Genomic DNA, 25,681 nt, shown 5'->3' with positions numbered 1-25,681 from the left:
TGTGCCCATCGGAACAGCGGTGATGACGTTAGAGACAGAAGAAACAACCGAAGAAACAGAAGAAGCTACTTTAGCACCAGTGGAAGAAGCAAGTGCGGAACAAGCGCAAGAACATGAAACGGTTACTACAATAAGCACTGTAACACACCACCAAAAAAATAATGGTCGTTATTCCCCAGCAGTCCTTAAAATTGCCCAAGAAAAAAAGATTGATTTAACACAAGTTACAGGGACAGGTCGTGATGGTCGAATTACTAGAAAAGATGTTACAAACTTTACACCAACACAGGCAAGAACACCTGAGCAAGCAGTGAGTCCAGAAGCTAGCTCTTCAATTTCAAAGGAATCAGTTGTTTCGCAAAATGAAAGCGCAACAACAGCTAGTCCAACTGAAACAACCACAGATGAAATTGTCTCTGCAGATCCTGTACGTAAAGCGATTGCTAAAAAAATGGTTCAAAGTGTCAACGAAATCCCTCACGCTTGGTTAATGGTGGAAGCGGATGTGACCAACTTAGTCCAACTTAGAAATTCATTAAAAGATGAATTTAAACAACAAGAGGGCCTGTCTCTAAGCTTCTTCCCGTTCTTTGCTAAAGCAGTCATTCAAGCGTTAAAGAAAAATCCAAAAATTAATACATCTTGGGATGATGGCTCAATTATTTATCATAAAGATGTTAATTTATCCATAGCTGTAACGACAGAGGAGCATCTTTATGTGCCAGTGATTCAACAAGCGGATAACTATTCGATTGCAGGGCTAGCTAAAGAAATCAATCGCTTGGCACAAGAAGTCCGACAAGGAACGCTAGCAAGCAAAGAAATGCAAGGGGGGACCTTTACCCTTAATAATACTGGGACACTAGGTTCCGTCCAATCGATGGGAATTATTAACCATCCACAAGCTGCGATATTACAAGTAGAGTCAATTAATAAACGCCTTGTGCCAACCGCAGATGGAGGCTTTAAAGTGGCAGATATGGTTAACTTATGTCTTTCTATTGATCATCGAATTTTAGATGGACAACAAGCAGGTAAGTTCTTGCGAGATGTTAAAGATAATTTAGCGAAATATAATGCGGATACGGATGTATATTAAAAATCGTTCCTTGCTTTAGTTAAATAAAAAGCGCCTCAAAGAAATAAGCGCTCTTCTTTGAGGCCGCTCTTTATCTAACAGAAAGTTCAATCATTCTCAAACTTATTCTAAAAAAACAAAAATAATCAATAGGAGTGTTGAAAATGCCCACTGATAAACTGGATGCTCAATTAACCCCAAGAATATTTTTTAACAAAGTGTTAGCTGGAACAGCTTCCGGCACCATTATCGCCTTAATTCCCAATGCTGTATTAGGAGCCATTTTAAAATATTTTGCAGAATACAAGATTATCGAAATGATTATTCATGCGGCGCAAATTTTCCAACTAGCCACCCCTTTAATTATTGGGGGACTGATTGCTTTTCAATTTGGCTTAACGCCACAGAAAATGATGATTGCTGGCGGTGCAGCGTTCGCTGGCTCGGGCGTGATTAAATTTAATTCAGATGTGAAAGGCTTTATTGGTGCAGGCACTGGTGACATCATTAATATTATGATTACCGCTTCTGTTGCAGTCTTACTTTTATTAGTCATCGATAAAAAATTCGGTTCAGTGGAAATCATTGCTTTACCGATCGTTGTTGGAGTAGGTGCAGGCTTGTTTGGCATGTTGATTTATCCATATGTGACACAAATCACGGTCGCCATCGGGAAAGTGATTAACAATTTTACTGACTTCCAGCCAATTATCATGAGTATTTTAATTGCTTGTTCATTTGCTGCACTGATTATTTCGCCAATCACTACTGTGGCAATCGGTTTGGCGATTCAGTTGAATGGCTTGTCTGCTGGTGCTGCTGCAATGGGAATTGCAGCCACAACTGTTGTTCTTGTAATTAATTCTTGGAATGTCAACCAATCGGGAGTGACACTGGCTGTCTCTTTGGGCGGCATGAAAATGATGATGCCTAACTTATTTAAATACCCAATTATTTTAATTCCTTGTTTATTTACAGCGACTATTTCAGCAATTCCTGTAGTTCTATTCAACATTTCAGGAACCCCACAATCGGCTGGCTTTGGCTTGGTTGGACTCGTCGGGCCGCTTGCTTCATTGGATGCGGGCTTAGGGATCTTACCCTTACTCTTTTCTTGGTTTGTTGTTCCAATTGTCGCGGGTTTATTCTCAAAATTCTTATTTGAAAAAGTGTTGAAACTTTATGATAGTAAAGTCGTCTTTGCTTATCAAGGCTAGCCATTAATTTTCTTTAATGATTTGGATAAAATCTCTAACATCTTCTGTCAGACTAAAATCGCGGCGCAAAGCAATACCGATGGGGAAATAGTCAAACTTATCTTTTAAAGGAATCCATTTCAGTCCCTGACTTTTTCCCACTTCATAATATTCAATCGGCAACAAACAAATCGAATTATTTTTTTGCAAACTATAAAGAAGTACTTGTAAATCATCGTTATGCAAAATGATATTCGGCTCGTAACCGAAGCTCCGAGTCCGATCTAGTAGTAGACGACCAATCATAAAATTATCACTTAACGATGAAAATCGTTGATCTTTCAAATCTTTAAAAGTTAATTTTTCATATTGGGAGAGAGGATTTGATTCTGGTACCACGACATAAACATGGTAGCCTTTGGTAGTCGTTTCTAAGGGTTCAATATGAATAATTTCCGGTAAGGTATTTGGAAAAGAAATTAGTCCCATATCAATTTCTTTATTTGCTAACATTGTTTGTAATTTTGGCGAGCCATCTTGCTGTAATATTAAATTCACATGTGGGTGAGTTGTTAAAAATCGTGAAATTTCTTTCATAAATTGGACAGCAAATAAAGTAGTTAAGCCTAAACGTAATTGTTTTTTTACTGGTTTCTGGTTCATTTCACGAATATCTGTTACCAATTGATCGAATTGAAAAACAACTTCTTGGCCATGTTCATATAAATAAACCCCCGTATCGGTCAATTGAAACGGTTGATCAGAATGATCAAACAAAGCTGTGCCTAACTCCGATTCCATTTTTTTCAATGCTAAAGAAAGTGTTGGTTGGGTGACAAATAAATTGCGAGCGGCCGCCGATAAACTGCGGGTATTAACAATTTCAATGAAGTACTTTAAAAGCTGAATATTCATCAGAAACTCCCTTTCTTTTTAAAAGCGCTTACATAAAAGCGCTTGAATAAAAAATAACAAATACATCACTTATAATATAACATAAGTTTTGCCTTTTTATAGTTATAAAAGCAAGAGATAGAGATTTTCTTAGCAGATTTTTACCTAAAAATAAAAAATTGAACGGAGGAAAAGAAATGGAGATTATTATCGCAGGTGCTGGCGCTATGGGCAGTCGCTTTGGACTAATGTTACATCAAGCAGGAAATGATGTTATTTTTGTCGATGGTTGGCCAGAACATATTGAAGCAATAAGAAAAAACGGGTTAGTTGCTGATTTTAATGGCGAAGTGGTGACCGCTAAAATTCCTATTTATCCTCAGACAGAAGTAGCAAGCATCGATTTTACAGCAGACTTAGTTATCCTATTTACAAAAGCAATGCAACTGGCAGGAATGCTTGAAGCATTAGAACATTTCCTTAATAAAAATACGAAAGTTTTATGCTTGTTAAATGGAATTGGGCACGAAGACATTATCAAAAAATACGTGCCTTACGAAAATATTTTATTAGGAAACACAATGTGGACCGCTGGGTTAGACGGTCCGGGTAAAGTAAAATTATTTGGCAATGGTTCGATTGATTTACAAAATTTAGGAGCGCAAAGTGAACAAGCAGCAGAAGCAGTCATTAAGGTATTAAATAACGCTGGCTTAAATGCTCGTTATTCTGAGAATATTTTATCATCCATTTATAAGAAGGCCTGTGTGAATGGAACAATGAATGGTTTATGTACTTTGTTGGATTGTAATATGGCAGACTTTGGCGAAACAGAGCAAGCAGATCAAATTGTTCAACAAATAGTTAATGAATTTTTAGCAGTCGCTGAAGCGGAACAAGTTACGTTAGACAAACAAGCAGTTCTTCAACAAATCCGCTCGTGTTATAATCGAGAAACAATTGGTCTGCACCATCCATCGATGTATCAGGACTTAATAACCAATCATCGTTTAACCGAAATTGATTATATCAATGGAGCAATTGTTCGCAAAGGGAAAGCCTATGGGATTGCTACACCGTACTGTCAGTTTTTAACAGAGTTAATTCATTGTAAAGAAAATTTACTTCATGCCAAATAACGAGTAAAAACAGAAATACTCTTGAGTCGGGCTTGAGAAGAGCTTGACCTACTTCTTTCTATACTTTGCCAGTGTACAAGGCTGAGACAAAATCCAAAGTGAGTTTGTCTCAGCTTTTTTGTTTTTTAAAGAACACTACAGAAAATAAATCAAATCCGTGAAAAATATGTTAAACTAGAGAAGGTGTTTTTTCGCAAGAATCTACGCGGAACACAGGACTCGTTGACGAATTGAATCAAAGAAACAATGTGTTAAAGAAGGGATTTGAACAGATTATGACCATTCAATGGTTTCCCGGCCATATGGCCAAAGCAAGAAGAGAAGTTTCGGAAAAAATCAAATATGTCGATATTGTATTTGAACTAGTTGATGCGCGGTTACCGCTTTCTTCCCGTAACCCAATGATGGACCAAATTGTCCAACAAAAACCACGATTAGTCCTTTTAAATAAAGGGGACTTAGCAGATAACGACCAAAATAAAAAATGGCAACATTACTTTCAAAAGAAAGGGTACCAAACCCTAGTCATCAATGCCCAACAAAATAAAGGAATCAATAAAATTGTACCAGCAGCCAAGGAAGCGTTAAAAGAAAAATTGGCTCGTGAACAGGCGAAAGGCTTGAAACCGCGTGCGATTCGTGCAATGTGTATTGGGATCCCAAATGTTGGTAAGTCAACCTTAATGAATCGTTTAGTCGGAAAAAAAATTGCGCAAACTGGGAACAAACCAGGCGTGACGAAAGGACAACAATGGTTACGCTCTGGTTCCCAATTGGAATTACTGGATACACCAGGAATTCTTTGGCCAAAATTTGAAGATGAAGAAATTGGAAAAAAATTAGCTTTAACTGGCGCTATAAAAGATCAATTATTGCATTTAGATGATTTGGCGATTTATGGACTAGAATTTTTTGCACATTTTTATCCGCAACGTTTAACGGAACGATATGGTTTAACAGAGGAAGAGCTATTTTTACCTGCTCCAGAACAGTTGATGTTAATTAGCCAAAAACGTGGTTTTAGAGATGATTATAATCGAGCCAGCGAAATGATTATTTTAGAAATTCGCAGTGGAAAATTAGGTACGTATACTTTGGACCGCTGGGAAGAACTAGGAGACGAATAACATGGCAAAAGAGTCGATTCAGGCAATCAAAGAAGCGTTGTTAACGGTCACTGATGCAACCGATGAACGTTTGGCAAGCTGGCGAGAAGATGAACGTTCAGGAGTGCAACAAGCTATCAAACAATGGGAACGTCGCCAGTTAGCCAAAGAAAAAGAGTGGCAACTTTTTAAAGAAATGAGTCAATTTGAGGAAGCGGCCTATAAAAAAGGCCATCGTTTAATTGCGGGAATTGATGAAGTAGGCCGCGGACCATTAGCTGGTCCCATTGTGACAGCTGCAGTTATTTTACCGAAGGATTGTCAATTATTAGGCTTAAATGATTCAAAAAAGTTATCTGCTAAAAAACGGGAAACGTTATATAACCAGATTCAAGAACAGGCTGTCGCTATCGGGTTAGGTATCGCTGATCAAGGAGTCATTGATCAAATTAATATTTATCAAGCAACTAAACAAGCGATGAAAATGGCAATTGATGATTTAGCTTTTACACCAGATTATTTATTAATTGATGCAATGCAGTTAGATGTTCCCCAACCACAAGAAAGTTTGATTAAAGGGGATGCACGCTCCATTTCGATTGCAGCAGCCAGTATTATTGCAAAAGTAACAAGAGATCGATTAATGGAAGAATATGATGAATTATATCCTGGATATGGATTTAAAAACAATGCAGGCTATGGAACAAAAGAACATCTTCTCGGGTTAGAAAAATACGGTGTAACACCCATTCATCGACGTACTTTTGCGCCAATAAAAGATATGATTTAAAAATAAAACACTTTTTTTACGTATTCTTATTTTAAGAAGATGTGAAAGAGGTGTTTTTTGTTGGAAATTTTACAACGACAATTATTATTTAAATTAGCGGTATGCCAAGGAATTGGCAATTTAGGTATCTTAAAAGTGTTACAAGAAGCTATCGCACAAAAGCGTGTTGATTTTTCCAGTACAGAAATTATTAGAATCGCTGAAATCAAGAAATATCGTGAATTATTTGAACAATCTTGGTTACACCATACGATTCATAGTGAAGCGTTATATATACGACAATGCCAACACCAATTTATGACAATTTTAGATGCCGTCTATCCTAAATTATTACGAGAAATTTATAATCCACCAGCAATTCTTTTTTATAGAGGAAATTTACAATTGTTAAACAGAAGGAAAATTGGCATCGTCGGCGCTCGCTATGCCACTTCATATGGGTTAAGAGTGACTGAAGCTCTGGTTCCTAAAATAGTCAAAGAAGGGTTCACAATCGTCAGCGGTCTTGCCAAAGGTATCGATAGTCGTAGCCATGAGATGGCCATCCAGAACGGGGGCCAGACAATTGGAATTTTAGGCACTGGTTTAGACGTATATTATCCGTACGAAAAGAAAGAATTACAGCAAACTATGAAGCAGAATCAGCTTGTTTTAACAGAATATGTGAATGGGAGTGGGCCGAAAAAATATCATTTTCCTGCACGTAATCGCATTATTGCTGGATTATCTTTAGGGGTCTGCGTGATGGAAGCTCGTAAGAATAGTGGCTCTTTAATTACTGCACAATCGGCGATGGATTACGGACGCGAGGTATTTGCCGTACCGGGAAGTATTTTCCAGTCTTTTTCAACGGGCTGCCATGAATTAATTCAGGACGGTGCTAAATGTGTTCAGACAATTGATGATATTTGTGAAGAATTGTGACTTTTACTAATTGTGAATTGACAACCTACGTTCACTTCGGTACTATTTAATCAGATTTTAATCTTTTGGTTGTTAGTTAGGAGTGTCTAAATGGAAACGGTTGTTAGAAAAAGATGGTTGTTTGGTATGCAGCTACTGGGCTTTTTGATTTTGGATCAAATTCCTTTGATGTTGGTCTTGATTGTTCAATATTCTACAGAAAAATTTTGGTTTCGCATTGTTAGTGGATTAGTGGCTGTTGGACTTGGTGCCTATTTCGTCTATCTATTTGTTGCTTTTTTGAAAAAGAAAAAGCTCATAACTTGGACTTTTTTAGGAATCAAAGAAACCTTGCCAGTGGTCTTGTTAGGTTTGGTGATAATCTTTTGTGTGGGAATACTTGGTGATTTCTTATTACGTCTGGAAGGACTAGAGACGACCTCTAACCAACAAAGTGTTGAAGAAATTGTTCAAGCCATTCCTAAAGGGCTTATACTTATTTTTGCAGGTGTGCTTGGGCCAATTTTTGAAGAGGGAATTTTTCGTGTCGGGATTCAAGCGTTTTTCAAGCCAGCTTCAAAAATAGGCATACTCGTTTCTTCTATTTTATTCGCACTTGTGCACACGCCCACGGATATAGGTAGTTTTGTTATTTATTGGGGCATGGGATTAGCTTTAAGTTGGGTCTATCTACGCACGGGTCGCTTTGAAGCTGCTGTCTTGACTCATTTTAGTTGGAATGTTTTGGGTATTTTAATGCTTTAGGATAAAATCTATAAATCATAGGCATTTTTTATTTATAAATTCGGACAGTCAAACAGAAATGACAGAAATGTTAGAAAGCCTAGTCTTGACAAACCTATTCTATATAGCATATGATGTATTACGATTTGTGCGTTTTTTACATATATTATATAGTAGGAAAGCGAACGCGAAAGGAGCTAATTGAATGGCCTATAAGTATCTCGTGATTGTAGAATCACCTGCCAAAGCCAAAACAATTGAAAAATATCTAGGAAGAAACTACAAGGTGGTTGCCAGTGTTGGTCACATTCGCGATTTACCAAAAAGTAAAATGGGGATTGATATTGAAAATAATTATGAACCTCATTATATTTCGATTCGTGGAAAAGGCGATGTCATCAAAAGTTTAAAAGCGGCTGCAAAAAAAGCTGAAAAAGTCTATCTTGCAGCCGATCCGGACCGAGAAGGTGAAGCCATCGCTTGGCATTTAGCTTATCTTCTTGGCCTTGATTTAAAAGATAAAAACCGCGTGGTATTCAACGAGATAACTAAAGAAGCGGTAAAAGCAGCATTTAAAGAGCCTAGAACCATTAACGTTGATTTAGTTGATGCACAACAAGCACGGCGCATTTTAGACCGTTTAGTCGGATACTCGATTAGTCCTATTTTATGGCGTAAAGTCAAAAAAGGCTTGAGTGCTGGTCGTGTGCAATCTGTTGCTTTAAAAATGATTATTGATCGGGAAAATGAAATTCGAGAATTTAAACCTGAAGAATATTGGAGCATTGATGGGAATTTCCAAAAAGGTCGCAAGAAATTCAAAGCAAATTTCTGGGGCGTAGATGGTAAAAAGAAAAAATTACCAAATGCAGAAGCGGTGAAAGAAATCACTTCTCGGATTGACGGAAAAGATTACGATGTTACAAAAGTTGAGAAAAAAGAACGGAAACGTAACCCTGCATTACCTTTTACAACTAGTAGTTTACAACAAGAAGCGGCACGTAAATTAAATTTCCGAACGCGTAAAACCATGATGGTTGCGCAACAATTGTATGAGGGAATTGCTTTAGGGAAACAAGGCACTGTGGGGCTGATTACCTACATGCGTACAGACTCAACCAGAATTGCCGATTCCGCCAAAGCAGAAGCTGCTGAATTCATTGAAAAAACCTACGGGGATGAGTTCTCAGCACATGGCGGCCGCAAAGCTAAAAATACGCAAGGTGCACAAGATGCCCATGAAGCGGTTCGTCCGTCAAGCGTTTTAAGAACACCCGATGAAATGAAGAAGTATTTAGATAAAGATCAATTAAAATTATATACTCTTATTTGGTCGCGCTTTGTAGCTAGTCAAATGACACCAGCGATTTTAGATACCATGAAGGTCACACTTCAACAAAACGGCGTAACGTTTATTGCCAATGGCTCAAAAGTAAAATTTAAAGGGTTTATGCAAGTATATGTTGAAGGACGCGATGATGGTAAAGAAGACAAGGAAAATATTTTACCTGAATTAGTGGAAGGTGACGTTGTTAAATCCGTCGATATCGAACCGAAACAACACTTTACTCAACCACCGGCTCGTTTTAGTGAAGCCACGTTAATCCGTACTTTAGAGGAAAATGGCGTGGGACGACCATCTACGTATGCGCCCACACTAGAAACCATTCAACGGCGTTATTACGTGAAGCTAACGAATAAACGGTTTGAACCAACGGAATTAGGTGAAATTGTGAATTCATTAGTTTCAGAGTTTTTCCCACAAATTGTCGATACACATTTTACAGCGACAATGGAAACGGACTTAGATAAAGTCGGTGAAGGGCAAGAAAAATGGGTCGAAGTCGTGGATCGCTTCTACAAACCATTTGAAAAAGAATTAACCAACGCCGAAGAAAAAATAGAAAAAATCCAAATTAAAGATGAGCCAGCAGGCTTTGACTGCGAACTATGTGGGCATCCAATGGTGATTAAACTGGGTCGCTACGGAAAATTTTATGCATGTAGTAATTTCCCAGATTGCCGAAATACAAAAGCGATTGTCAAAGAAATTGGTGTGACGTGTCCTGTGTGTCACGAAGGACAAGTTATTGAACGGAAATCAAAGAAAAATCGGATTTTCTATGGCTGTAGTCGGTACCCAGAGTGTGACTTCACTTCTTGGGACAAACCAGTAGGCCGACCATGTCCAAAATGTGGGCAATATCTAGTAGAGAAAAAAGTTAAAGGCGGCAAACAAGTCGTTTGTATCAATGGCGATTATGAAGAAAACGTCCAAAAATAAGAAAAATTGAGACCGAAGAATTTACTTCGGTCTTCTCTTTTAGTAAAATGAATTGAGTTTGTAAGAGATAGCTCTTAACTTCTTGACATAGAAAGGAATTTTTATACATGACAAAAAAAGTCACAATTATTGGTGCCGGTTTAGCCGGAAGTGAAGCGGCATGGCAAGTAGCCAATGCTGGCGTACCAGTTGATTTATATGAAATGCGCCCTGTCAAAAAGACACCAGCGCATCAAACAGAAAATTTTGCAGAGTTAGTTTGTTCTAATTCATTACGTGGAAATAGTTTAACCAATGCGGTAGGTGTTTTGAAAGAAGAAATGCGCCGTTTAAATTCAATCATTATTGGTAGTGCGGATCAAACCGCTGTACCAGCTGGCGGCGCCTTAGCAGTTGACCGTGATTCTTTTTCTGAAACAATCACTGAAAAAATTAAAAGTCATCCATTAATTACAATCAAAAATGAAGAGATCACAGATATTCCGGAAGGAATTGTCATTATTGCAACGGGTCCCTTAACCTCTGAAAGCTTATCTCAAAAAATTCAAGAATTTAATGGTTCTGAAGGTTTTTATTTTTATGATGCAGCAGCACCAATTATTGATAAATCAACAATTGACATGGATAAAGTTTATTTAAAATCTCGTTATAACAAGGGAGAAGCGGCTTACTTAAACTGTCCGATGACTGAAGAAGAATTTAATGCTTTTCATGAAGCGTTAGTCAATGCAGAAGTGGTTCCTTTACGCACGTTTGAAAAAGAGAAGTTTTTCGAAGGCTGCATGCCCATCGAAGTAATGGCGCAACGTGGCATTAAAACCATGTTGTTTGGTCCAATGAAACCGGTCGGACTGGAAGATCCTAAAACAGGCAAACGGCCTTATGCTGTAATTCAATTACGTCAAGATAATGCCGCAGCTTCTTTATACAATATTGTTGGTTTCCAAACGCATTTAAAATGGGGCGAACAAAAACGAGTATTCCGCATGATTCCGGGATTAGAAAATGCTGAATTTGTGCGCTATGGCGTCATGCACCGTAATAGTTTCATGAATTCTCCAGAATTGCTGAAGCCAACCTATCAATCAAAAAAACGTGACGACCTGTTTTTTGCTGGACAAATGACTGGTGTTGAAGGGTATGTTGAAAGTGCGGCAAGTGGTTTACTCGCAGGTATTAATGCAGCTCGTCTTGCCAAAGGGGAAGAGCCAATTGAATTTCCTCGCGAAACGACTTTAGGAAGCATGGCTTATTATATTACGCATGCAGAAGGTAAACATTTCCAACCAATGAATGCAAACTTTGGGCTTTTCCCAGAGTTACCTGAACGAATTCGTGACAAAAAAGAACGCTACGAAGCGATTGCTAATCGGGCCTTAGATGTTCAAGCTCAAGTTATCCAATCTTTAGACTAAATTAGAAGAAATATGAGAAAAGACCGAGTTTCATTGCTAAGAATTGCGATGATACTCAGTCTTTTAATTTTTAGAAAAAAATAACAAAAGCTAAAGAATAGTTAAAATTGTGAACATATTTAGAAATATTGATTAAATTCTGACAACTTAATTGTCTTTTGAAAAAGGTTATGCTAAAGTTACTTTGTAATCGAATGAGGAGGGCTATCACATGGAAGAAAAGAATTGGCCTGAGTTATTTGCTCGTTATCTTATTGTCGAAAGAGGCTATTCAGAAAAAACAAAAAAAGCATATCAAGAAGATATACAACATTTTTTTTCGTTTTTAAAGACTTCAGGTAATGACAATTATTTGACTGTGGAACATTTGGATGTTCGGGCTTATTTGAGCGAATTATACGATCAGGAATATAGCCGCAATTCGATTAGTCGAAAAATTGCCAGTTTGCGTTCTTTTTATCAATTCTTATTAAAAAATGAAGCAATCCAAGAAAATCCTTTTTCCTATGTTCATATGAAAAAGAAACAGTTACGGTTGCCCCGTTTTTTTTATGAAAAAGAAATGGATGCATTATTTGAGAGCGCACAAGGGGAGCAACCGCTTGATTTGAGAAATCAAGCGTTGCTAGAAGTTCTGTATGGGACTGGTATTCGGGTCAGTGAATGTGCAAACTTAACGGTGGATGCAGTTGATTTTCAAGCTTCTGTTTTATTGGTTCACGGAAAAGGAAATAAAGACCGCTATGTGCCTTTTGGTTCATTTGCACAAGACGCCTTAAAGGATTACTTAGAGAATGGCCGCGCGCTATTAATGACAAAATATCAAAAAAAACATCCGTATGTCTTTGTTAATCATCATGGCGAACAAATCACGCCAACAGGGATTGAATATGTCTTAAACCAACTAATTAAAAAAAGTTCATTAAATGCGGAAATTCATCCCCACATGTTACGCCATACATTTGCGACACATTTATTAAACAATGGCGCCGATATGCGGACAGTTCAAGAACTATTAGGACATGCTAATTTATCAACAACTCAGATATATGCGCATGTGACAAAAGAAAGTTTACAAAAAAATTATCGAACGTTTCATCCTCGTGCATAATGGAGGTAAACGTCTAGGAGGAACAATAATGGTTGAATCACAATTTCACTCTACAACAATTTGTGCAGTCGAAAAAGATGGAAAATTTGCAATGGCTGGTGACGGCCAAGTAACAATGGGCGAATCTGTCGTTATGAAAGGTACGGCCAAAAAAGTGCGCCGTATTTACAATGATGAAGTCGTTGTCGGTTTTGCAGGAAGTGTGGCAGATGCCTTTACATTAGAAGAAAAGTTTGAAGGGAAATTAAATGAATACAACGGAAACTTAACCAGAGCTGCAGTTGAGTTAGCCCAAGAGTGGCGGACACAACAGTCCATGCAAAAGTTAGAAGCCATGCTGATTGTGATGAATAAGGAAGAAATGCTCTTAGTTTCAGGAACTGGGGAAGTCATTACACCAGACGATGGTATTTTAGCAATTGGTTCTGGCGGTAATTTTGCTTTGTCTGCTGCAAGAGCCATGAAAAACTTTGGCGATAAAGAAATGCCAGCGAAAGAGATTGCTAAAAATGCCTTAAATATTGCTGCAGATATCTGTGTATTTACGAATCATAATATCATTGTAGAAGAATTATAAGCGAGGGAAAATCCATGAATGAATTAAACAAAACACCAAAAGAAATAGTCAAAGAACTAGATCAATATATTGTTGGACAGCAAGCTGCCAAAAAATCAGTGGCGGTAGCTTTACGTAACCGCTATCGTCGCTTGCAATTAGAAGAAAATATGCAACAAGATATTACGCCTAAAAACTTACTAATGATTGGACCAACAGGTGTTGGTAAAACTGAGATTGCTCGTCGTCTCGCAAAAATTGTCAATGCGCCTTTTGTAAAAGTTGAAGCAACCAAATTTACAGAAGTAGGCTATGTTGGTCGGGATGTCGAATCAATGGTGCGGGATTTAGTAGAAAATGCGATCCAAATTGTTGAAAAACAACAATACAGTCGCGTGTATGCGCAAGCGTTGAAAAAGGCCAATCAACGTTTAGTCAAAGTATTAGTGCCTGGAATTAAAAAAGAACAAAAACAGGCTGGCGGTAATCAATTTGAACAAATGATGAACATGTTTAACATGGCTCAGCAACAGCAAGAAGCACAAGAAGAAGTAACGGAAGATATTCGAACGAATCGCCGAACAATTTTGGAACAGCTGGAAAAAGGTCTATTAAATAATCGTGAAGTAACAATTGAAATTGAAGAACCGAAAAAAACGATGCCAGCTATGAACAATGGCCTAGAACAAATGGGTATCGACTTAAATGAAACGTTAGGCGCTCTGTCACCAAAGAAAAAAATCGAACGTACTGTAACGGTAAAAGAAGCACAAGAATTATTAGTGAAAGAAGAATCAGCAAAAATTGTCAATGATGCTGATATTCATAGTGAAGCGATTCGTTTAGCTGAATCAAGCGGAATTATTTTTATCGATGAGATTGATAAAATCACCTCTAAAAGCCAACAAAATTCGGGCGAAGTCTCTCGTGAAGGAGTACAGAGAGACATTTTACCGATTGTTGAAGGCTCCCAAGTTAACACGAAGTATGGTCCTTTACAAACGGATCACATTTTATTTATCGCTTCAGGTGCTTTCCACTTGTCAAAACCAAGTGACTTGATTCCAGAATTACAAGGCCGCTTCCCAATTCGGGTTGAATTAGATGATTTAACGGCTGATGACTTCGTAAGTATCTTAACTGAGCCAAACAATGCTTTAATTAAACAATATGTAGCATTAATCGGCACAGAAAATGTTTCAGTCATCTTTACAAAAGAAGCAATTGAACGGTTAGCACACATCGCTTATGATGTAAACCGTGATACAGATAACATTGGGGCGCGTCGTTTACACACAATTTTAGAGCGTTTATTAGAAGATTTATTATATGAAGCACCAGATATGCAAATGGGTGAAATTACGATTACCGAAGCATATGTCGATGAAAAATTGAATGACATTGTTCAAAATGAAGATTTAAGTCGTTACATCTTATAAAAAAGGCTGGAGGAGAAAAGATGGCTACATTATTAGAAAAAACACGTCAAGTGAACGAGCTTTTGCAAAAAAACAATCTGTTTGACGTACAAGCAGAACTTCCGTACAACAAAATGGCAATGATTTTAGGGGATATTTTAGAAAGTAATGCGTATATTATTAGCAGTTCAGGGGATTTGTTGGGGTATACTGAAAAATTAGATGTTAATAATGCCCGTATCAAAAATATGTTTAAAGAGAAAAAATTTCCTCAAGGATACACCGAGGCCGTGGATATGCTCAAAGTAACCGAAGCCAATATTCCAATAGATAGTGATTTAACTGCATTTCCTTTTGAATCACGAGAGCTGTATCCGTTTGGTTTAACCACTATTGTGCCTTTGTACGGTGCTGGCAAACGCTTGGGTACGATTATTTTAGCGCGTGTTGAAAAATCCTTTAACGAGGATGATTTAGTGTTAGCTGAATATAGTGCGACCGTTGTCGGCATGCAAATTTTGTATCATCAATCCAGAACAATTGAAGCAGAAGTTCGCAGTGCGACTGCCGTGCAAATGGCCATCAACACTCTTTCCTATAGTGAATTAAAAGCCGTCCATGCCATTTTTGAAGCCTTAGATGGCGAAGAAGGTCGTTTAACTGCTTCAAGTATTGCAGATGAAATAGGCATTACTCGTTCCGTAATTGTGAATGCCTTAAGAAAATTAGAATCAGCTGGAATTATTGAATCACGTTCTCTTGGTATGAAAGGGACTTATTTAAAAGTATTAAATCAACAATTTATTAAAGAGTTGGAAAAATAAGCAATTGCTCGTATCAACTAGGAGGACAACGCAATGACTGTACAAATTGAAAATGAATTTCTAATCGCAACATTTGCTGAAGAAGGAGCAGAATTAGTAAGTTTACAATCAAAAGAAACCGGCATTGAATATATTTGGCAAGGAAATCCTGAATTTTGGGCCCGCCATGCGCCCGTACTTTTTCCGATTGTCGGTCGTCTAAAAGAAGATACGTATATGTACCAAAATCAAGCGTATCATTTAACTCAACATGGTTTTGCTCGTGATCAAGTATTTGATGTGATTGAAAAAGGTGGAGAAGAAGTTTCTTTTTCACTAAAATCAACAAAAGAAACCAAGAAGAAGTATCCTTTTGATTTTGAACTAGTGATTACTTATACATTAGAACATCAAGAATTGACTGTAAACTACCAAGTAGAAAATACAGGGAAAGAAGAGATGTATTTTGGGATTGGTGGTCATCCAGCCTTTAATGTACCTTTAGAATCTTCACTAACGTTTGAAGATTATTATCTAAGTTTTTCACCTAAAAAATCACGGACACAAATTCCCTTAGCAGGCCCGTTTATTGATTTAGCGAATAAAACGCTAGCCCAAACGAATACTAGCTTTGACTTAACGCATCAATTATTTGAAAATGATGCAATGATTTTTGAAACAAAAGGTCAAACAGCAATTACGATTGCCACAGACGAAAGTGACCATCAAGTCACTTTGAGTTATCCAGAAATGCCTTTTGTGGGGATTTGGTCACCGACACCGAAAGAAGCGCCTTTTGTCTGTATCGAACCTTGGTGCGGGATTGCTGATGCTGTCGACGCAACTGGCCAACTTGCTGAAAAATTTGGCATCAATAAGTTACCAGCTAACGAACTATTTAAAACACAGTATATGATTAGTGTAAAATAAAGAAAAAGGCTGTGAACATTATTTGTTCACAGCCTTTTTCTTTATTTTTTTGCACGTAAGCCAAAAGAAAGGCGACTTTCTGTTCCATTTTTAATTCGCTGAATGTTTTCACGATGACGGACAAAGATAAAAGTAGTCAAAGCAATCGCAATCACGGTTAATAACCAGTTAAATGTTGGTAAAATAGCTGGGACAGTGAAAGGCAAAATAATAGTAGAAAGTGTAATTAGTACAGCGCTAATCATACTTGTTAAACTCACCATACTGGTTAGATACAGACAAATCACAAAAATAAGAGCAGAATAAATAAAAAATGTGGGGCTGTATGCTAATAACATGCCGGCACTAGTGGCTACGGCTTTACCACCTTTGAAATTGGCAAAAATAGGGAAGGTATGCCCTAAAACAGCTGCTACCCCAAAGAAGAGCGGGTTCACACTTTGTAAACCAAACAAATAGGGTAATGAAGTGGCTAACGTTCCTTTCAAGATATCCATTAATAATACCGTAATTCCGGCAGGTTTCCCTAAGACCCGAAATGTATTGGTTGTTCCTGTATTCCCGCTACCAAATTGGCGTATATCTTTTTTAAAGAAAAGTTTGCCAATCCAAACACCTGAGGGAATCGAACCTAATAAATAGGCAACAAGTAACAAAATGACGATTTTCATCAAGTTAACCTCTTTCTTATTCAAACTAGGATTTATTTTATCATGAATAGAAAAACGGAACAATGTCTAATAACTAAAACAAGAAAAGTTTTTCTTTTGCTTGAGGAAGCGTTGACAAATGGTTGATAACCGTTATAATAAATGTGTGTCATTAGACAAGGACGTCTAATCACTGGTTTGAAAATTAGTTATCAACGAAGATACAATATATATGTACTTATGAAGTGTCAGGGAAAGAGGTGTGAATCCTCTACAGACCTACCTACTGTATGGCGGATGAAACCAATAAGACCACAGATTATTCTGGAAGGATTGGGAGTAAGAAGAAGCTAAGTCAGGATACCGGCTTGATAAGTCTAATCATTCTTTTGTAGGAAAAAGAAGGGGCTTTGAAGATAACTGGCTGAGTATATCATTAGCATAGTTAAGTGACTGCTTTTTTTCTATTGGAGAAAAAAGTGGTTTTTTTGTATTGTTTTGACGTTGAGACAAAGGAGGTTCATTTCAGAAAATTTTCCCCAAAATAAAATAGACGAATGCGAGGATGAAAAAATGAAAAAATTTACTTTAACAATGATGACTTTAGGTTTAGTAGCGACACTTGGCTTAGCGGGATGTGGCAAACAGGAAAAGAAAGCAACTGCCTCTTCTGAAAAAACAGAAGTAACGTTACCAACCAAAGACCGTAGTGGTAAAGAAATTACTTTACCCAAAGAAGCAAACAAAATTATTTCCCTAGTGCCATCAACAACAGAAGTGATTGAAGACTTAGGTAAAACCGATCAATTAATCGCAGTTGATACTCAAAGTAGCACAATGATGACTGATTTAAAAAAATTACCACAAATGGATATGATGGCTGTCGATGCCGAAAAATTGATTGCCTTGAAACCACAAATTGTTTATGTGAATGACATCAATTTAGCTAGCTCAGAAAGTGTTTGGAAACAAGTGGAAGATGCTGGAATTACAGTCGTTAATATTCCCACTAGTACAAGCATCAAAGCAATCAAAGAAGACGTCCAATTCATCGCGGATAGCTTGTCTGAACATGAAAAAGGACAAAAGTTAATCAAAACAATGGATCAAGAAATCGACGAAGTAGCCAAAATTGGTAAAACCATAAAAAAACCAAAAACTGTTTTGTTTGAAGTGGCTGCCTTACCAGACATTTATAGCTTTGGTAATGGGACATTTTTAAATGAAATGATTGAAACAATTGGGGCAAAAAATGTTTTGGCAAATGAAAAAGGCTGGTTACCCGTGACAGAAGAAGCGGCCATTGCTGCAAAACCAGAAGTCATTTTAACCAATGTTAACTATATGAAAGACCCCGCCAAAGAAATTTTAGCTCGTAAAAACTGGGAAAACGTTCCTGCAGTTCAAAACAAAGAAGTTTTCGAAATCGATAACATGTCTAGCTCTTTACCAAATAACCACATTACCAAAGCATTAAAACAAATGGCAAAAGCTGTTTATCCAGAGGAATACAAGGATTTAAAAGATGAGTAAAAAAACGTGTCTCATACTGATGCTCTTGATCAGTATGAGCATGCTCTTTTTGGGTATTAAAATTGGAAGTGTTCAGATTTCGTTAACGGATTTGCTTCAAATTTTAGTGAAAAAGACGGTTTCAGAAGATGGCATTTTAGAAGGAATCATCTGGAATGTTCGGTTACCGCGTGTCGTGATGGCCTATCTCGTTGGCGCAGGCTTAGCAGTAAGTGGCACGGTGATGCAATCACTCTTAGGTAACCCTTTAGCTTCTTCGTATACTTTGGGCGTATCAGCAGGAGCATCCTTAGGTGCTGCGTTAATCATGGTAACCGGTGTAACTGCTTCGATCTTGGGTGCGTTTTTATTACCTTTAACTGGTTTTATCTTTGGCTTAGCAACAGTCTTTTTAGTTTTGTTATTTACGCAAACAATGGATAGTCAAATGTCCAATCAAACAGTTGTTTTAGTGGGGATGATTATGACCTTGTTTGTCGGTGCTATTTTGACGTTGATTACAGCACTTTTCCAAGATTATTTGAAACAATTAGTCTTTTGGCAAATGGGTAGTTTTTCTGGCAGTAATTGGCAAAAAATTGCGATTTATTGTCCAATCTTGCTTATCAGCAGTCTGTTTCTTTGGTTTGATGCCAGCGCATTGGATGTTCTTGGCTTAGGAGAAGAACATGCAATGTTAGCGGGAGTAGAAGTCAAAACAGCAAAACTACGCATTATTCTTTTGGCTAGTTTACTAGCAGGAAGTGCGGTTTCATTTGTCGGTGTGATTGGTTTTGTTGATTTAATAGCGCCACGTATTGTCCGTCGCTATTTAGGGGCGACTCATCGCTGGTTGATTCCCGGTTCAGCAATCTTAGGTGGGACCATCATGGTAATAGGGGACACAATTGCCCGCACGATTTTATCACCAAGAGAAATTCCCATCGGGGCAGTAACAGCCCTGATTGGAGCACCGTTCTTCTTGTATATTTACTTTAAAAAAAGGAGCATTGCAGTATGATTGAATTAAAAAAAACAGCTGTAACACTCCAACAAAGTCCCATTTTAAAAGATACCTCCCTCTGTTTTCCGACAGGTAGTAAAACTTGTATTTTAGGCCCAAATGGTTGTGGCAAAACGACACTTTTAAAAACGATTGCCGGACTTATCCCTTATAGTGGTTCTGTTTTAATTGATGGTCAAGAAGTTCATGGACAAAAGCGGAAAGAATTGGCAACGAAAGTAGCGATGATGAGTCAATTCACGACAGTTGCTTTTGATTATACGGTCTACGAAACAGTTTTGATGGGGGCGTATCGACAGCAAGCACAACGTTTTTTACCTATTGTTTCTAAACAAGAAAAAGAACAAGTCCTTTATTATTTAGAACGCACGGGTTTATTGCCTTTAAAAGATAAAGTTGTCAATCAGCTTTCCGGAGGACAACAACAACGAGTATTTTTGGCTAAATTATTTGTACAAGATCCAGAAATTATTTTATTGGATGAACCCAATAATCATTTGGATATTCGGTATCAACAAGAATTAATTCAGCAGTTAAATGAGTGGAGTGCGCAAGAAGGCAAAACGCTAATCGGTGTGTTTCATGATATCCGTTTAGCTTTAACGCTCAGTGAAAAAACTGTGTTTATGAAGCAAGGGAAAGTGGCTGCGCAAGGTGATTTCCAAACGTTGGCTTCAAAAGAATTTCTACAAACGATTTTTGAAACAGATATTGTTTCCTATTTTCAGAAACAACATAAAGTTTGGGAAACTATTCAATAACTTTGACAAGTTTTTTTTAAACAGGTAAGATAAAGGTAAAGAAGCGGAAACACAATGGCGTGTTTTAACAAATCGGCAAAGGAGCCCAAGACTAAGTACGTAATGGTACTTGCTTTGGGCTCCTTTTTTATGGAGGTAGCGATGAAACGAATCATTTTAATGGGGGCAATCGGTTGTGGCAAAACCACGTTATGTCAAGCTCTGCAAGGCAAAGAATTAATTTATGATAAAACACAGGCGGTGGAATTTCATGCAGAAATGATTGATACACCAGGCGAGTTTATTTTGCATCGGCAATATTATAATGCGTTAAACGTCACAGCGGCAGAAGCAGATGTGATCGGTTTGGTCCAAAGTGCTGTAGAAACACAACAAGTTTTTTCACCAGGATTTGGTAGTATTTTCCCGAAAGAAATCATTGGTATTTTAACCAAGATTGATTTAGCACAAGATTCTCAGCAGTTAGAGATTGTTCGGCAACAATTAAAAAGTGCGGGTGCAACAAGAATTTTTGAAATTTCTTCTGTTGAAAAAATTGGCTTGCAAGAATTAGTAGATTATTTAGAGGAGGATGAAGCAGAATGAAAATTTATACAAAAACTGGCGATAAGGGAATGACGAAATTAGTCGGCAGCTCAACCGTCGCTAAGGATTCTGATCGAGTGGAAAGTTATGGAACGATTGATGAATTGAATTCTTGGGTCGGCTACATTATCAGCCAACTTCCACAAGAAAATCAAGAAATTAAAGAAGAACTAGAAGCTTTACAACATTTACTTTTTGATGCAGGAACAGATTTGTCAACACCGATTGAAGCACAACGACCATTTAAATTACAAAAGGAAAGTGTCCATTGGTTGGAGCAACGGATTGATGTTTACACCGCACAATCACCAGATATTGATCGTTTTATTTTACCTGGCGGAACTCCAGCAGCCAGTATGGTTCATGTGGCTCGGACGATTGCACGGCGCGCAGAGCGCATCATTGTTCGTTTAAATTGGACAGCCAAAATTAACGAAGAGGTATTAATTTTTACCAATCGTTTATCGGATTATTTTTATGCGTTGGCTCGCTATTTAAATGTTCAAGCACAACGACCTGATGTTTTTTATGAACGAAGCGAAAAGGTTTTCCATAAAATTAAAGAAGATGGATTGTAAACAGTTGCTTTTCTAAAAAACTTATGGTAAATTTCAGATAGATTAAACGAATATTTTATGAAAAATATGAATGGAAGCCAGTGAGAATCTGGCACGGTCCCGCCACTGTGAAGAAGCAAGGTTGCTTTTAAGTCAGGTCTTTTCATTTTTTCATTATTGGGCATGCTGTTTCGAGGCAAAACAGGATGTTTCTTAACAACGCTTGTGTTGAAAATCCAGCCCAAGATATTTGTATTAATCCAATTAATGGCACGAGGAAGTGCTTTCGGGAATTTTGGGCTGGTCTTTCAATGTTGAAGGAGATTTCAGGTACAATGACGTACTGCTATATTCCCTTTTTTTATTGACAATTAATTAAAGGCGTTGTACTCTATGGATAAGGTTTCGTGTACAATGGCGTATACATAAGGAAGCAAAGACGCTTCAGACAGATGATTTTTCGTTTGTTTGAAGTGTCTTTTTGTATTTTATTAAGGAGGAATTGAGATGAAAACAATTCATTTCCCTACCGAACTATGGGTAGGAGAAGGCGCATTAGCCAATTTGGAAACACTTCATGATAGACGTGTTTTCATTGTCACAGATCCATTCATGGTTGACTCTGGATTTGTGAATGAAGTGACAAAGCATTTAACAAAAAGTGAATGGCAAATTTTTAGTGACATCATCCCCGATCCACCAATTGATAAGATTGCTGCGGGAATTAAGCAGTTAGCGACATTTCAAGGAGATACGATATTAGCTTTAGGTGGGGGATCCGCTATTGATGCGGCCAAAGCAATGAAATTTTTTGGCAAACGTACTTTGCAAACTCAGATTGCTGAGTTTATTGCGGTTCCTACAACTAGTGGGACTGGTTCAGAAGTTACGAATTTTTCAGTGATTACGGTTGCTGAAACTGGCACCAAAATCCCGCTTGTAACGGATGAAATTCAACCAGAAATTGCGATTTTAGATACAAATTTAGTGATGAGTGTGCCACCAAAAATCACAGCGGATACAGGAATGGACGTCTTAACGCATGTTATTGAAGCGTATGTTTCAACAGAAGCAAATCCGATTTCAGATGCGTTGTGCGAAAAAGTCGTTCGCTTAGTATTCGACAATTTAGAAATAGCCTTTAATGAGGGTAGCAACCAACAAGCCCGTGAAAATATGCATTTAGCTTCATGTATGGCAGGGATGGCGTTTAATGTTACTTCGTTAGGCTTGAATCACGGTATTGCTCATGCGGCCGGTGCGCGTTTACATGTGCCACATGGACGAATGAATGCAATGCTCTTACCTGAAGTCATTGCATATAACAGTGGCTTAGCGAATGGCAAAGTCACCAACGAACCAACAGCTAAACGTTATGCGCAGTTAGCAAATTGTCTAAATGATACACAGACAACCAATGCACGGATTGGTGTTCAACAATTTATTCGACAAATCAAGCAACTCCGTCAAAAATTAAACATGCCTGCCACTTTTAGTGACTATGGTTTACCAAAAGAAGAAGTCCAAGCTGCGATCCCAAAAATAGCTGAAGGCGCATTGATGGATGGTTGCACCAAAACAAATCCTGTCCAACCAACAGCAGCAGAAGTGACAAAAATTTTAAATTCTATCTTATAAGCGATTGACAGGATGAAATCGATAACATATAATGTGGGTAGCACAACGGCGTGCTTCAAAATTTAAGAGCAAAGAAGCTCCTTAGTAGAAAGCGAAAGTGGAACCTTTACGTTTTTTATTGAGGATTTTTTATTTGCTAAATTAAAGGAGCGAGTCTGGTTGGAAGAAAAACAACGAATGATTCAAGAATATGTTCCTGGGAAACAAGTAACGTTAGCGCACATCATTGCTAGTCCTAATAAAGAAATTTATACAAAATTAGGGTTGCCAGAAGGCACCAGCAATGCACTAGGTATTTTGACAATCACTCCGAGCGAAGCGGCAATTATCGCTGTTGATATTGCGACTAAAAGCGGAGATATCCAAATCGGTTTTATTGATCGTTTTTCTGGATCGGTAGTCATTTCTGGTGACGTAAGCTCAGTGGAAGCAGCCTTACAAGCGGTGATTGAAGGTTTACAACAGATTTTAAACTTTTCTGTAACTTGTAAAATTACCAGAACATAGCGTTGAAAGGACAAGGGCGTGAAGAAAATGGATGGACGAATTGTAATAGTCGATGATGAACCTATTACGAGACTCGATATTCGTGATATTGTGATAGAAGCAGGGTACGAAGTAGTCGGTGAAGCAGCCGATGGTTTTGAAGCAATTGAAGTATGTAAAAAAACACAACCTGACCTAGTATTAATGGACATTCAAATGCCAATTTTAGATGGTCTAAAAGCAGGTAAAAAAATTGTTCAAGACCAACTAGCCAGTAGTATTGTCTTTTTATCTGCATACAGTGACGTACAAAATACGGACAAGGCTAAAAAATTAGGTGCACTGGGTTATTTAGTTAAACCTCTAGACGAAAAATCATTAATACCTACAATTGAAATGAGCATTGAACGAGGTAAACAAACGCAGCTGTTACTAAGTCAAATCGATAAATTAAGTTTAAAATTAGAAGAACGTAAAATTATCGAAAAAGCCAAAGGTATTCTTGTAAAAGAAAATCATATATCGGAAGAAGAAGCCTACCAAATGTTGCGTACGTTAAGTATGAACAAACGCGCACGTATGAGCGAAATTGCAGAATTGATTGTAATGGATGATGAATAAATGAAACGATTAGAGCAATTATGTCACCAATATACCAATCTTTCAGAATCAGACATTAAAGAATTACAACGTACAGCACGTTATCTTTCTTCGACGACACTGTATCAAAGTGCAGATGTTTTTATTGATGTGTATAAGGAAATGTCACAGCAAGCACTAGTCGTTTATCATAAGCCGCCTGCGAAGACAACTTCTTTATATAGCGGAGATGTCGTCGGGATGGAAGCTTTATTAAAAAATGAACCTGGTGTTCTGCGTACCATGCAAACTAGCTTAAATAGCATTGGTTTGTTAGCAGTGACTCAGGAAAATCGTTTGATTAAGCAAAATATCTATCCCATTCGCAATGAACATCGAACGATTGGTGTCATTATTGTCGAGATTGCGGCAGATGAAGAGATTCAAGCGGACTTACAAAAAGAGGAGCTAAATAACTGCCAGTTAGCAAAAGTAGCAAAATCAACTAGTCAAGTCGACGCGTTATTTATTGATCAATTGGCAGAAGCCGTTTTGATTTTTGATGCAGCAGGGCACTTATTAATTACCAATCACAATGCACAAGAGCTTTATCGCAAACTTGGTTATCGGGACAATATCATTGGCATGAGTTATGACAATTTGTCCATCGATTATACAACTTTTGAATATGTGTTGTATCAAATGAAATATAAAATGAGTAATCAACCTATTGAAAGCAAAACGACCTACCTTAATTATTATTTTAAAGTTCGAAAAGTATGGTTGGCATCAGAAGAACAACTGATTATGATTATTCAAGACAATACAGAATTTAAAGAAAAAGAAGCGGAAATTATTTCCAAATCTGTTGCGATTCGTGAAATTCATCATCGTGTTAAAAATAACTTGCAATCGGTGGTTTCCTTATTGCGTATTCAAGAACGGCGAACGCAAAGCCCCGAAGCAAAGAAAGTCCTTCATGAAAGTGTCAATCGAATTATGGCGATTGCAGCCACCCATGAATTGCTGTCAAAACAAGTCAAAGATGACGTTGCTTTACGGCAAACATTGGAAGCAGTGATGTATAATTTTAGACATCTTTTTCAAGGCGCACAACCCATTGAGATGATGATGGATGTTGATCCAGCCATTATGGTTTCTAGCGAACAAATGGTCACCATTTCCCTTGTTGTCAACGAACTATTACAAAACATTTTTGATCACGCATTTGAGCCACAAACAAGTGGCGTTGTTAAACTTAGTGGAACATTAGATAATAAAATGATTACCATTACTGTTACAGATAATGGTAAAGGCTATGACGTTCATCAAAGTAACGAGACCAGTTTAGGTTTGATGATTGTCAAAAGCTACGTAAAAGATAAATTAAAAGGAAAAATTACAATTGAATCCAATAAACAGGGAACTAAAACCTGTTTCTATTTCGAACAGAACACCAGTGATGTTGTTCATTGATTAAGCAAAGGCGCTTAAAGAAAAGTAGAAAGAAATTTTCTAACGA

At 37.6% G+C, this 25,681-nt stretch carries 24 protein-coding genes, 1 pseudogene and 2 riboswitches; of the genes and pseudogenes, 23 read left to right on the top strand and 2 right to left on the bottom strand.

Features of this window, described 5'->3' with window-relative positions; translation table 11 throughout:
- Window positions 1-163: 163 nt before the first annotated feature.
- Both IGL49_RS06555 and IGL49_RS06550 read left to right on the top strand, forming a co-directional pair.
- Window positions 164-1,099 (top strand): annotated as a pseudogene (locus tag IGL49_RS06555) (dihydrolipoamide acetyltransferase family protein); the annotation flags it as partial.
- A gap of 143 nt (window positions 1,100-1,242) precedes the next feature.
- Complete coding sequence (locus IGL49_RS06550; protein WP_104853668.1) at window positions 1,243-2,295, top strand: PTS sugar transporter subunit IIC; 1,053 nt, start codon at window positions 1,243-1,245, stop codon at window positions 2,293-2,295.
- A 3-nt stretch (window positions 2,296-2,298) separates the two neighbouring features.
- Here IGL49_RS06550 and IGL49_RS06545 read toward each other — a convergent pair whose 3' ends face one another.
- Window positions 2,299-3,189 (bottom strand): LysR family transcriptional regulator, encoded by an 891-nt coding sequence (locus IGL49_RS06545; protein ID WP_002369350.1) that lies wholly within the window; start codon window positions 3,187-3,189, stop codon window positions 2,299-2,301.
- A gap of 176 nt (window positions 3,190-3,365) precedes the next feature.
- Here IGL49_RS06545 and IGL49_RS06540 point away from each other — a divergent pair, with 176 nt between their 5' ends.
- The 12 genes from IGL49_RS06540 (at window position 3,366) to IGL49_RS06485 (ending at window position 16,367) form a co-directional block, all read left to right on the top strand.
- Entirely contained in the window at window positions 3,366-4,307 is a 942-nt protein-coding gene (locus IGL49_RS06540) for a 2-dehydropantoate 2-reductase (RefSeq protein ID WP_104853667.1), read from the top strand.
- Window positions 4,308-4,582: 275 nt separating this feature from the next.
- Window positions 4,583-5,434, top strand: a complete 852-nt coding sequence (gene ylqF, locus IGL49_RS06535) for a ribosome biogenesis GTPase YlqF (RefSeq protein ID WP_104853666.1) — start codon at window positions 4,583-4,585, stop codon at window positions 5,432-5,434.
- 1 nt (window position 5,435) lies between these two features.
- Window positions 5,436-6,203, top strand: coding sequence for a ribonuclease HII (locus tag IGL49_RS06530; protein ID WP_438748977.1), 768 nt, complete (start codon window positions 5,436-5,438; stop codon window positions 6,201-6,203).
- A gap of 60 nt (window positions 6,204-6,263) precedes the next feature.
- Window positions 6,264-7,127 (top strand): DNA-processing protein DprA, encoded by an 864-nt coding sequence (gene dprA, locus IGL49_RS06525; RefSeq protein WP_104853695.1) that lies wholly within the window; start codon window positions 6,264-6,266, stop codon window positions 7,125-7,127.
- Between the two features lie 90 nt (window positions 7,128-7,217).
- Window positions 7,218-7,871, top strand: coding sequence for a CPBP family intramembrane glutamic endopeptidase (locus tag IGL49_RS06520; protein ID WP_104853665.1), 654 nt, complete (start codon window positions 7,218-7,220; stop codon window positions 7,869-7,871).
- A 184-nt stretch (window positions 7,872-8,055) separates the two neighbouring features.
- Entirely contained in the window at window positions 8,056-10,134 is a 2,079-nt protein-coding gene (topA, locus tag IGL49_RS06515; RefSeq protein ID WP_002357484.1) for a type I DNA topoisomerase, read from the top strand.
- A gap of 107 nt (window positions 10,135-10,241) precedes the next feature.
- Window positions 10,242-11,549, top strand: coding sequence for an FADH(2)-oxidizing methylenetetrahydrofolate--tRNA-(uracil(54)-C(5))-methyltransferase TrmFO (gene trmFO, locus IGL49_RS06510; protein ID WP_002357486.1), 1,308 nt, complete (start codon window positions 10,242-10,244; stop codon window positions 11,547-11,549).
- Between the two features lie 211 nt (window positions 11,550-11,760).
- Window positions 11,761-12,660, top strand: coding sequence for a tyrosine recombinase XerC (gene xerC / locus IGL49_RS06505; protein ID WP_002357488.1), 900 nt, complete (start codon window positions 11,761-11,763; stop codon window positions 12,658-12,660).
- A 28-nt stretch (window positions 12,661-12,688) separates the two neighbouring features.
- Window positions 12,689-13,237, top strand: coding sequence for an HslVU peptidase proteolytic subunit (gene hslV / locus IGL49_RS06500; RefSeq protein ID WP_002357489.1), 549 nt, complete (start codon window positions 12,689-12,691; stop codon window positions 13,235-13,237).
- A 14-nt stretch (window positions 13,238-13,251) separates the two neighbouring features.
- Entirely contained in the window at window positions 13,252-14,655 is a 1,404-nt protein-coding gene (gene hslU, locus IGL49_RS06495; RefSeq protein ID WP_104853664.1) for an ATP-dependent protease ATPase subunit HslU, read from the top strand.
- Between the two features lie 20 nt (window positions 14,656-14,675).
- Window positions 14,676-15,458 (top strand): GTP-sensing pleiotropic transcriptional regulator CodY, encoded by a 783-nt coding sequence (codY, locus tag IGL49_RS06490; protein ID WP_002357492.1) that lies wholly within the window; start codon window positions 14,676-14,678, stop codon window positions 15,456-15,458.
- Window positions 15,459-15,491: 33 nt separating this feature from the next.
- Window positions 15,492-16,367 carry an aldose 1-epimerase family protein gene (locus IGL49_RS06485; RefSeq protein WP_002363997.1) on the top strand — a complete coding sequence of 292 codons (876 nt, stop codon included), beginning with the start codon at window positions 15,492-15,494 and terminating at the stop codon, window positions 16,365-16,367.
- Window positions 16,368-16,408: 41 nt separating this feature from the next.
- Here IGL49_RS06485 and plsY read toward each other — a convergent pair whose 3' ends face one another.
- Window positions 16,409-17,038, bottom strand: a complete 630-nt coding sequence (plsY, locus tag IGL49_RS06480) for a glycerol-3-phosphate 1-O-acyltransferase PlsY (protein WP_104854869.1) — start codon at window positions 17,036-17,038, stop codon at window positions 16,409-16,411.
- Window positions 17,039-17,243: 205 nt separating this feature from the next.
- A riboswitch (cobalamin riboswitch) is annotated at window positions 17,244-17,403 on the top strand.
- 118 nt (window positions 17,404-17,521) lie between these two features.
- Here plsY and IGL49_RS06475 point away from each other — a divergent pair.
- The 9 genes from IGL49_RS06475 (at window position 17,522) to IGL49_RS06435 (ending at window position 25,635) form a co-directional block, all read left to right on the top strand.
- A complete protein-coding gene (locus IGL49_RS06475) occupies window positions 17,522-18,550 on the top strand; it encodes an ABC transporter substrate-binding protein (RefSeq protein ID WP_164982885.1) in 1,029 nt (342 codons plus the stop codon).
- Window positions 18,543-19,550 carry a FecCD family ABC transporter permease gene (locus IGL49_RS06470; protein WP_104854867.1) on the top strand — a complete coding sequence of 336 codons (1,008 nt, stop codon included), beginning with the start codon at window positions 18,543-18,545 and terminating at the stop codon, window positions 19,548-19,550. Before IGL49_RS06475 ends, IGL49_RS06470 begins: the two co-directional genes overlap by 8 nt.
- Entirely contained in the window at window positions 19,547-20,314 is a 768-nt protein-coding gene (locus IGL49_RS06465) for an ABC transporter ATP-binding protein (RefSeq protein ID WP_104854866.1), read from the top strand. Before IGL49_RS06470 ends, IGL49_RS06465 begins: the two co-directional genes overlap by 4 nt.
- A 141-nt stretch (window positions 20,315-20,455) precedes the next feature.
- Entirely contained in the window at window positions 20,456-20,899 is a 444-nt protein-coding gene (locus IGL49_RS06460) for a EutP/PduV family microcompartment system protein (RefSeq protein ID WP_010707557.1), read from the top strand.
- Window positions 20,896-21,477 (top strand): cob(I)yrinic acid a,c-diamide adenosyltransferase, encoded by a 582-nt coding sequence (locus tag IGL49_RS06455; protein WP_104854865.1) that lies wholly within the window; start codon window positions 20,896-20,898, stop codon window positions 21,475-21,477. Before IGL49_RS06460 ends, IGL49_RS06455 begins: the two co-directional genes overlap by 4 nt.
- A 44-nt stretch (window positions 21,478-21,521) precedes the next feature.
- Window positions 21,522-21,671: riboswitch (adenosylcobalamin (AdoCbl) riboswitch) on the top strand.
- Window positions 21,672-21,963: 292 nt separating this feature from the next.
- Window positions 21,964-23,094, top strand: a complete 1,131-nt coding sequence (locus tag IGL49_RS06450) for a 1-propanol dehydrogenase PduQ (protein WP_010707558.1) — start codon at window positions 21,964-21,966, stop codon at window positions 23,092-23,094.
- A 159-nt stretch (window positions 23,095-23,253) separates the two neighbouring features.
- Window positions 23,254-23,601: an ethanolamine utilization microcompartment protein EutS gene (gene eutS / locus IGL49_RS06445; RefSeq protein WP_002345864.1), complete on the top strand. Its 348-nt coding sequence runs from the start codon at window positions 23,254-23,256 to the stop codon at window positions 23,599-23,601.
- Between the two features lie 27 nt (window positions 23,602-23,628).
- The gene (locus IGL49_RS06440) at window positions 23,629-24,201 is read left to right on the top strand and encodes an ANTAR domain-containing response regulator (RefSeq protein ID WP_002384488.1); all 573 of its coding nucleotides are present in this window, start codon (window positions 23,629-23,631) and stop codon (window positions 24,199-24,201) included.
- A complete protein-coding gene (locus tag IGL49_RS06435; protein ID WP_002357504.1) occupies window positions 24,202-25,635 on the top strand; it encodes a sensor histidine kinase in 1,434 nt (477 codons plus the stop codon).
- The last annotated feature ends 46 nt before the right edge of the window (window positions 25,636-25,681 follow it).

Origin of the sequence: Enterococcus sp. DIV1337a (assembly GCF_051712285.1) — a bacterium.
GTDB classification, from domain to species: domain Bacteria; phylum Bacillota; class Bacilli; order Lactobacillales; family Enterococcaceae; genus Enterococcus; species Enterococcus faecalis.
The sequence above is the reverse complement of the archived record's forward strand: the minus strand, read 5'-3'. Positions and strand labels throughout refer to the sequence as shown.

Coding starts and splice junctions, on each gene's coding strand:
- IGL49_RS06470 (WP_104854867.1), top strand. CDS start 18,543: ATGAGTAAAAAAACGTGTCTCATACTGATGCTCTTGATCAGTATGAGC.
- trmFO (WP_002357486.1), top strand. CDS start 10,242: ATGACAAAAAAAGTCACAATTATTGGTGCCGGTTTAGCCGGAAGTGAA.
- IGL49_RS06540 (WP_104853667.1), top strand. CDS start 3,366: ATGGAGATTATTATCGCAGGTGCTGGCGCTATGGGCAGTCGCTTTGGA.
- IGL49_RS06455 (WP_104854865.1), top strand. CDS start 20,896: ATGAAAATTTATACAAAAACTGGCGATAAGGGAATGACGAAATTAGTC.
- IGL49_RS06520 (WP_104853665.1), top strand. CDS start 7,218: ATGGAAACGGTTGTTAGAAAAAGATGGTTGTTTGGTATGCAGCTACTG.
- IGL49_RS06460 (WP_010707557.1), top strand. CDS start 20,456: ATGAAACGAATCATTTTAATGGGGGCAATCGGTTGTGGCAAAACCACG.
- IGL49_RS06440 (WP_002384488.1), top strand. CDS start 23,629: ATGGATGGACGAATTGTAATAGTCGATGATGAACCTATTACGAGACTC.
- plsY (WP_104854869.1), bottom strand. CDS start 17,038: ATGAAAATCGTCATTTTGTTACTTGTTGCCTATTTATTAGGTTCGATT.
- IGL49_RS06530 (WP_438748977.1), top strand. CDS start 5,436: ATGGCAAAAGAGTCGATTCAGGCAATCAAAGAAGCGTTGTTAACGGTC.
- IGL49_RS06485 (WP_002363997.1), top strand. CDS start 15,492: ATGACTGTACAAATTGAAAATGAATTTCTAATCGCAACATTTGCTGAA.
- IGL49_RS06545 (WP_002369350.1), bottom strand. CDS start 3,189: ATGAATATTCAGCTTTTAAAGTACTTCATTGAAATTGTTAATACCCGC.
- ylqF (WP_104853666.1), top strand. CDS start 4,583: ATGACCATTCAATGGTTTCCCGGCCATATGGCCAAAGCAAGAAGAGAA.
- IGL49_RS06435 (WP_002357504.1), top strand. CDS start 24,202: ATGAAACGATTAGAGCAATTATGTCACCAATATACCAATCTTTCAGAA.
- codY (WP_002357492.1), top strand. CDS start 14,676: ATGGCTACATTATTAGAAAAAACACGTCAAGTGAACGAGCTTTTGCAA.
- IGL49_RS06550 (WP_104853668.1), top strand. CDS start 1,243: ATGCCCACTGATAAACTGGATGCTCAATTAACCCCAAGAATATTTTTT.
- hslU (WP_104853664.1), top strand. CDS start 13,252: ATGAATGAATTAAACAAAACACCAAAAGAAATAGTCAAAGAACTAGAT.
- hslV (WP_002357489.1), top strand. CDS start 12,689: ATGGTTGAATCACAATTTCACTCTACAACAATTTGTGCAGTCGAAAAA.
- topA (WP_002357484.1), top strand. CDS start 8,056: ATGGCCTATAAGTATCTCGTGATTGTAGAATCACCTGCCAAAGCCAAA.
- IGL49_RS06450 (WP_010707558.1), top strand. CDS start 21,964: ATGAAAACAATTCATTTCCCTACCGAACTATGGGTAGGAGAAGGCGCA.
- IGL49_RS06465 (WP_104854866.1), top strand. CDS start 19,547: ATGATTGAATTAAAAAAAACAGCTGTAACACTCCAACAAAGTCCCATT.
- xerC (WP_002357488.1), top strand. CDS start 11,761: ATGGAAGAAAAGAATTGGCCTGAGTTATTTGCTCGTTATCTTATTGTC.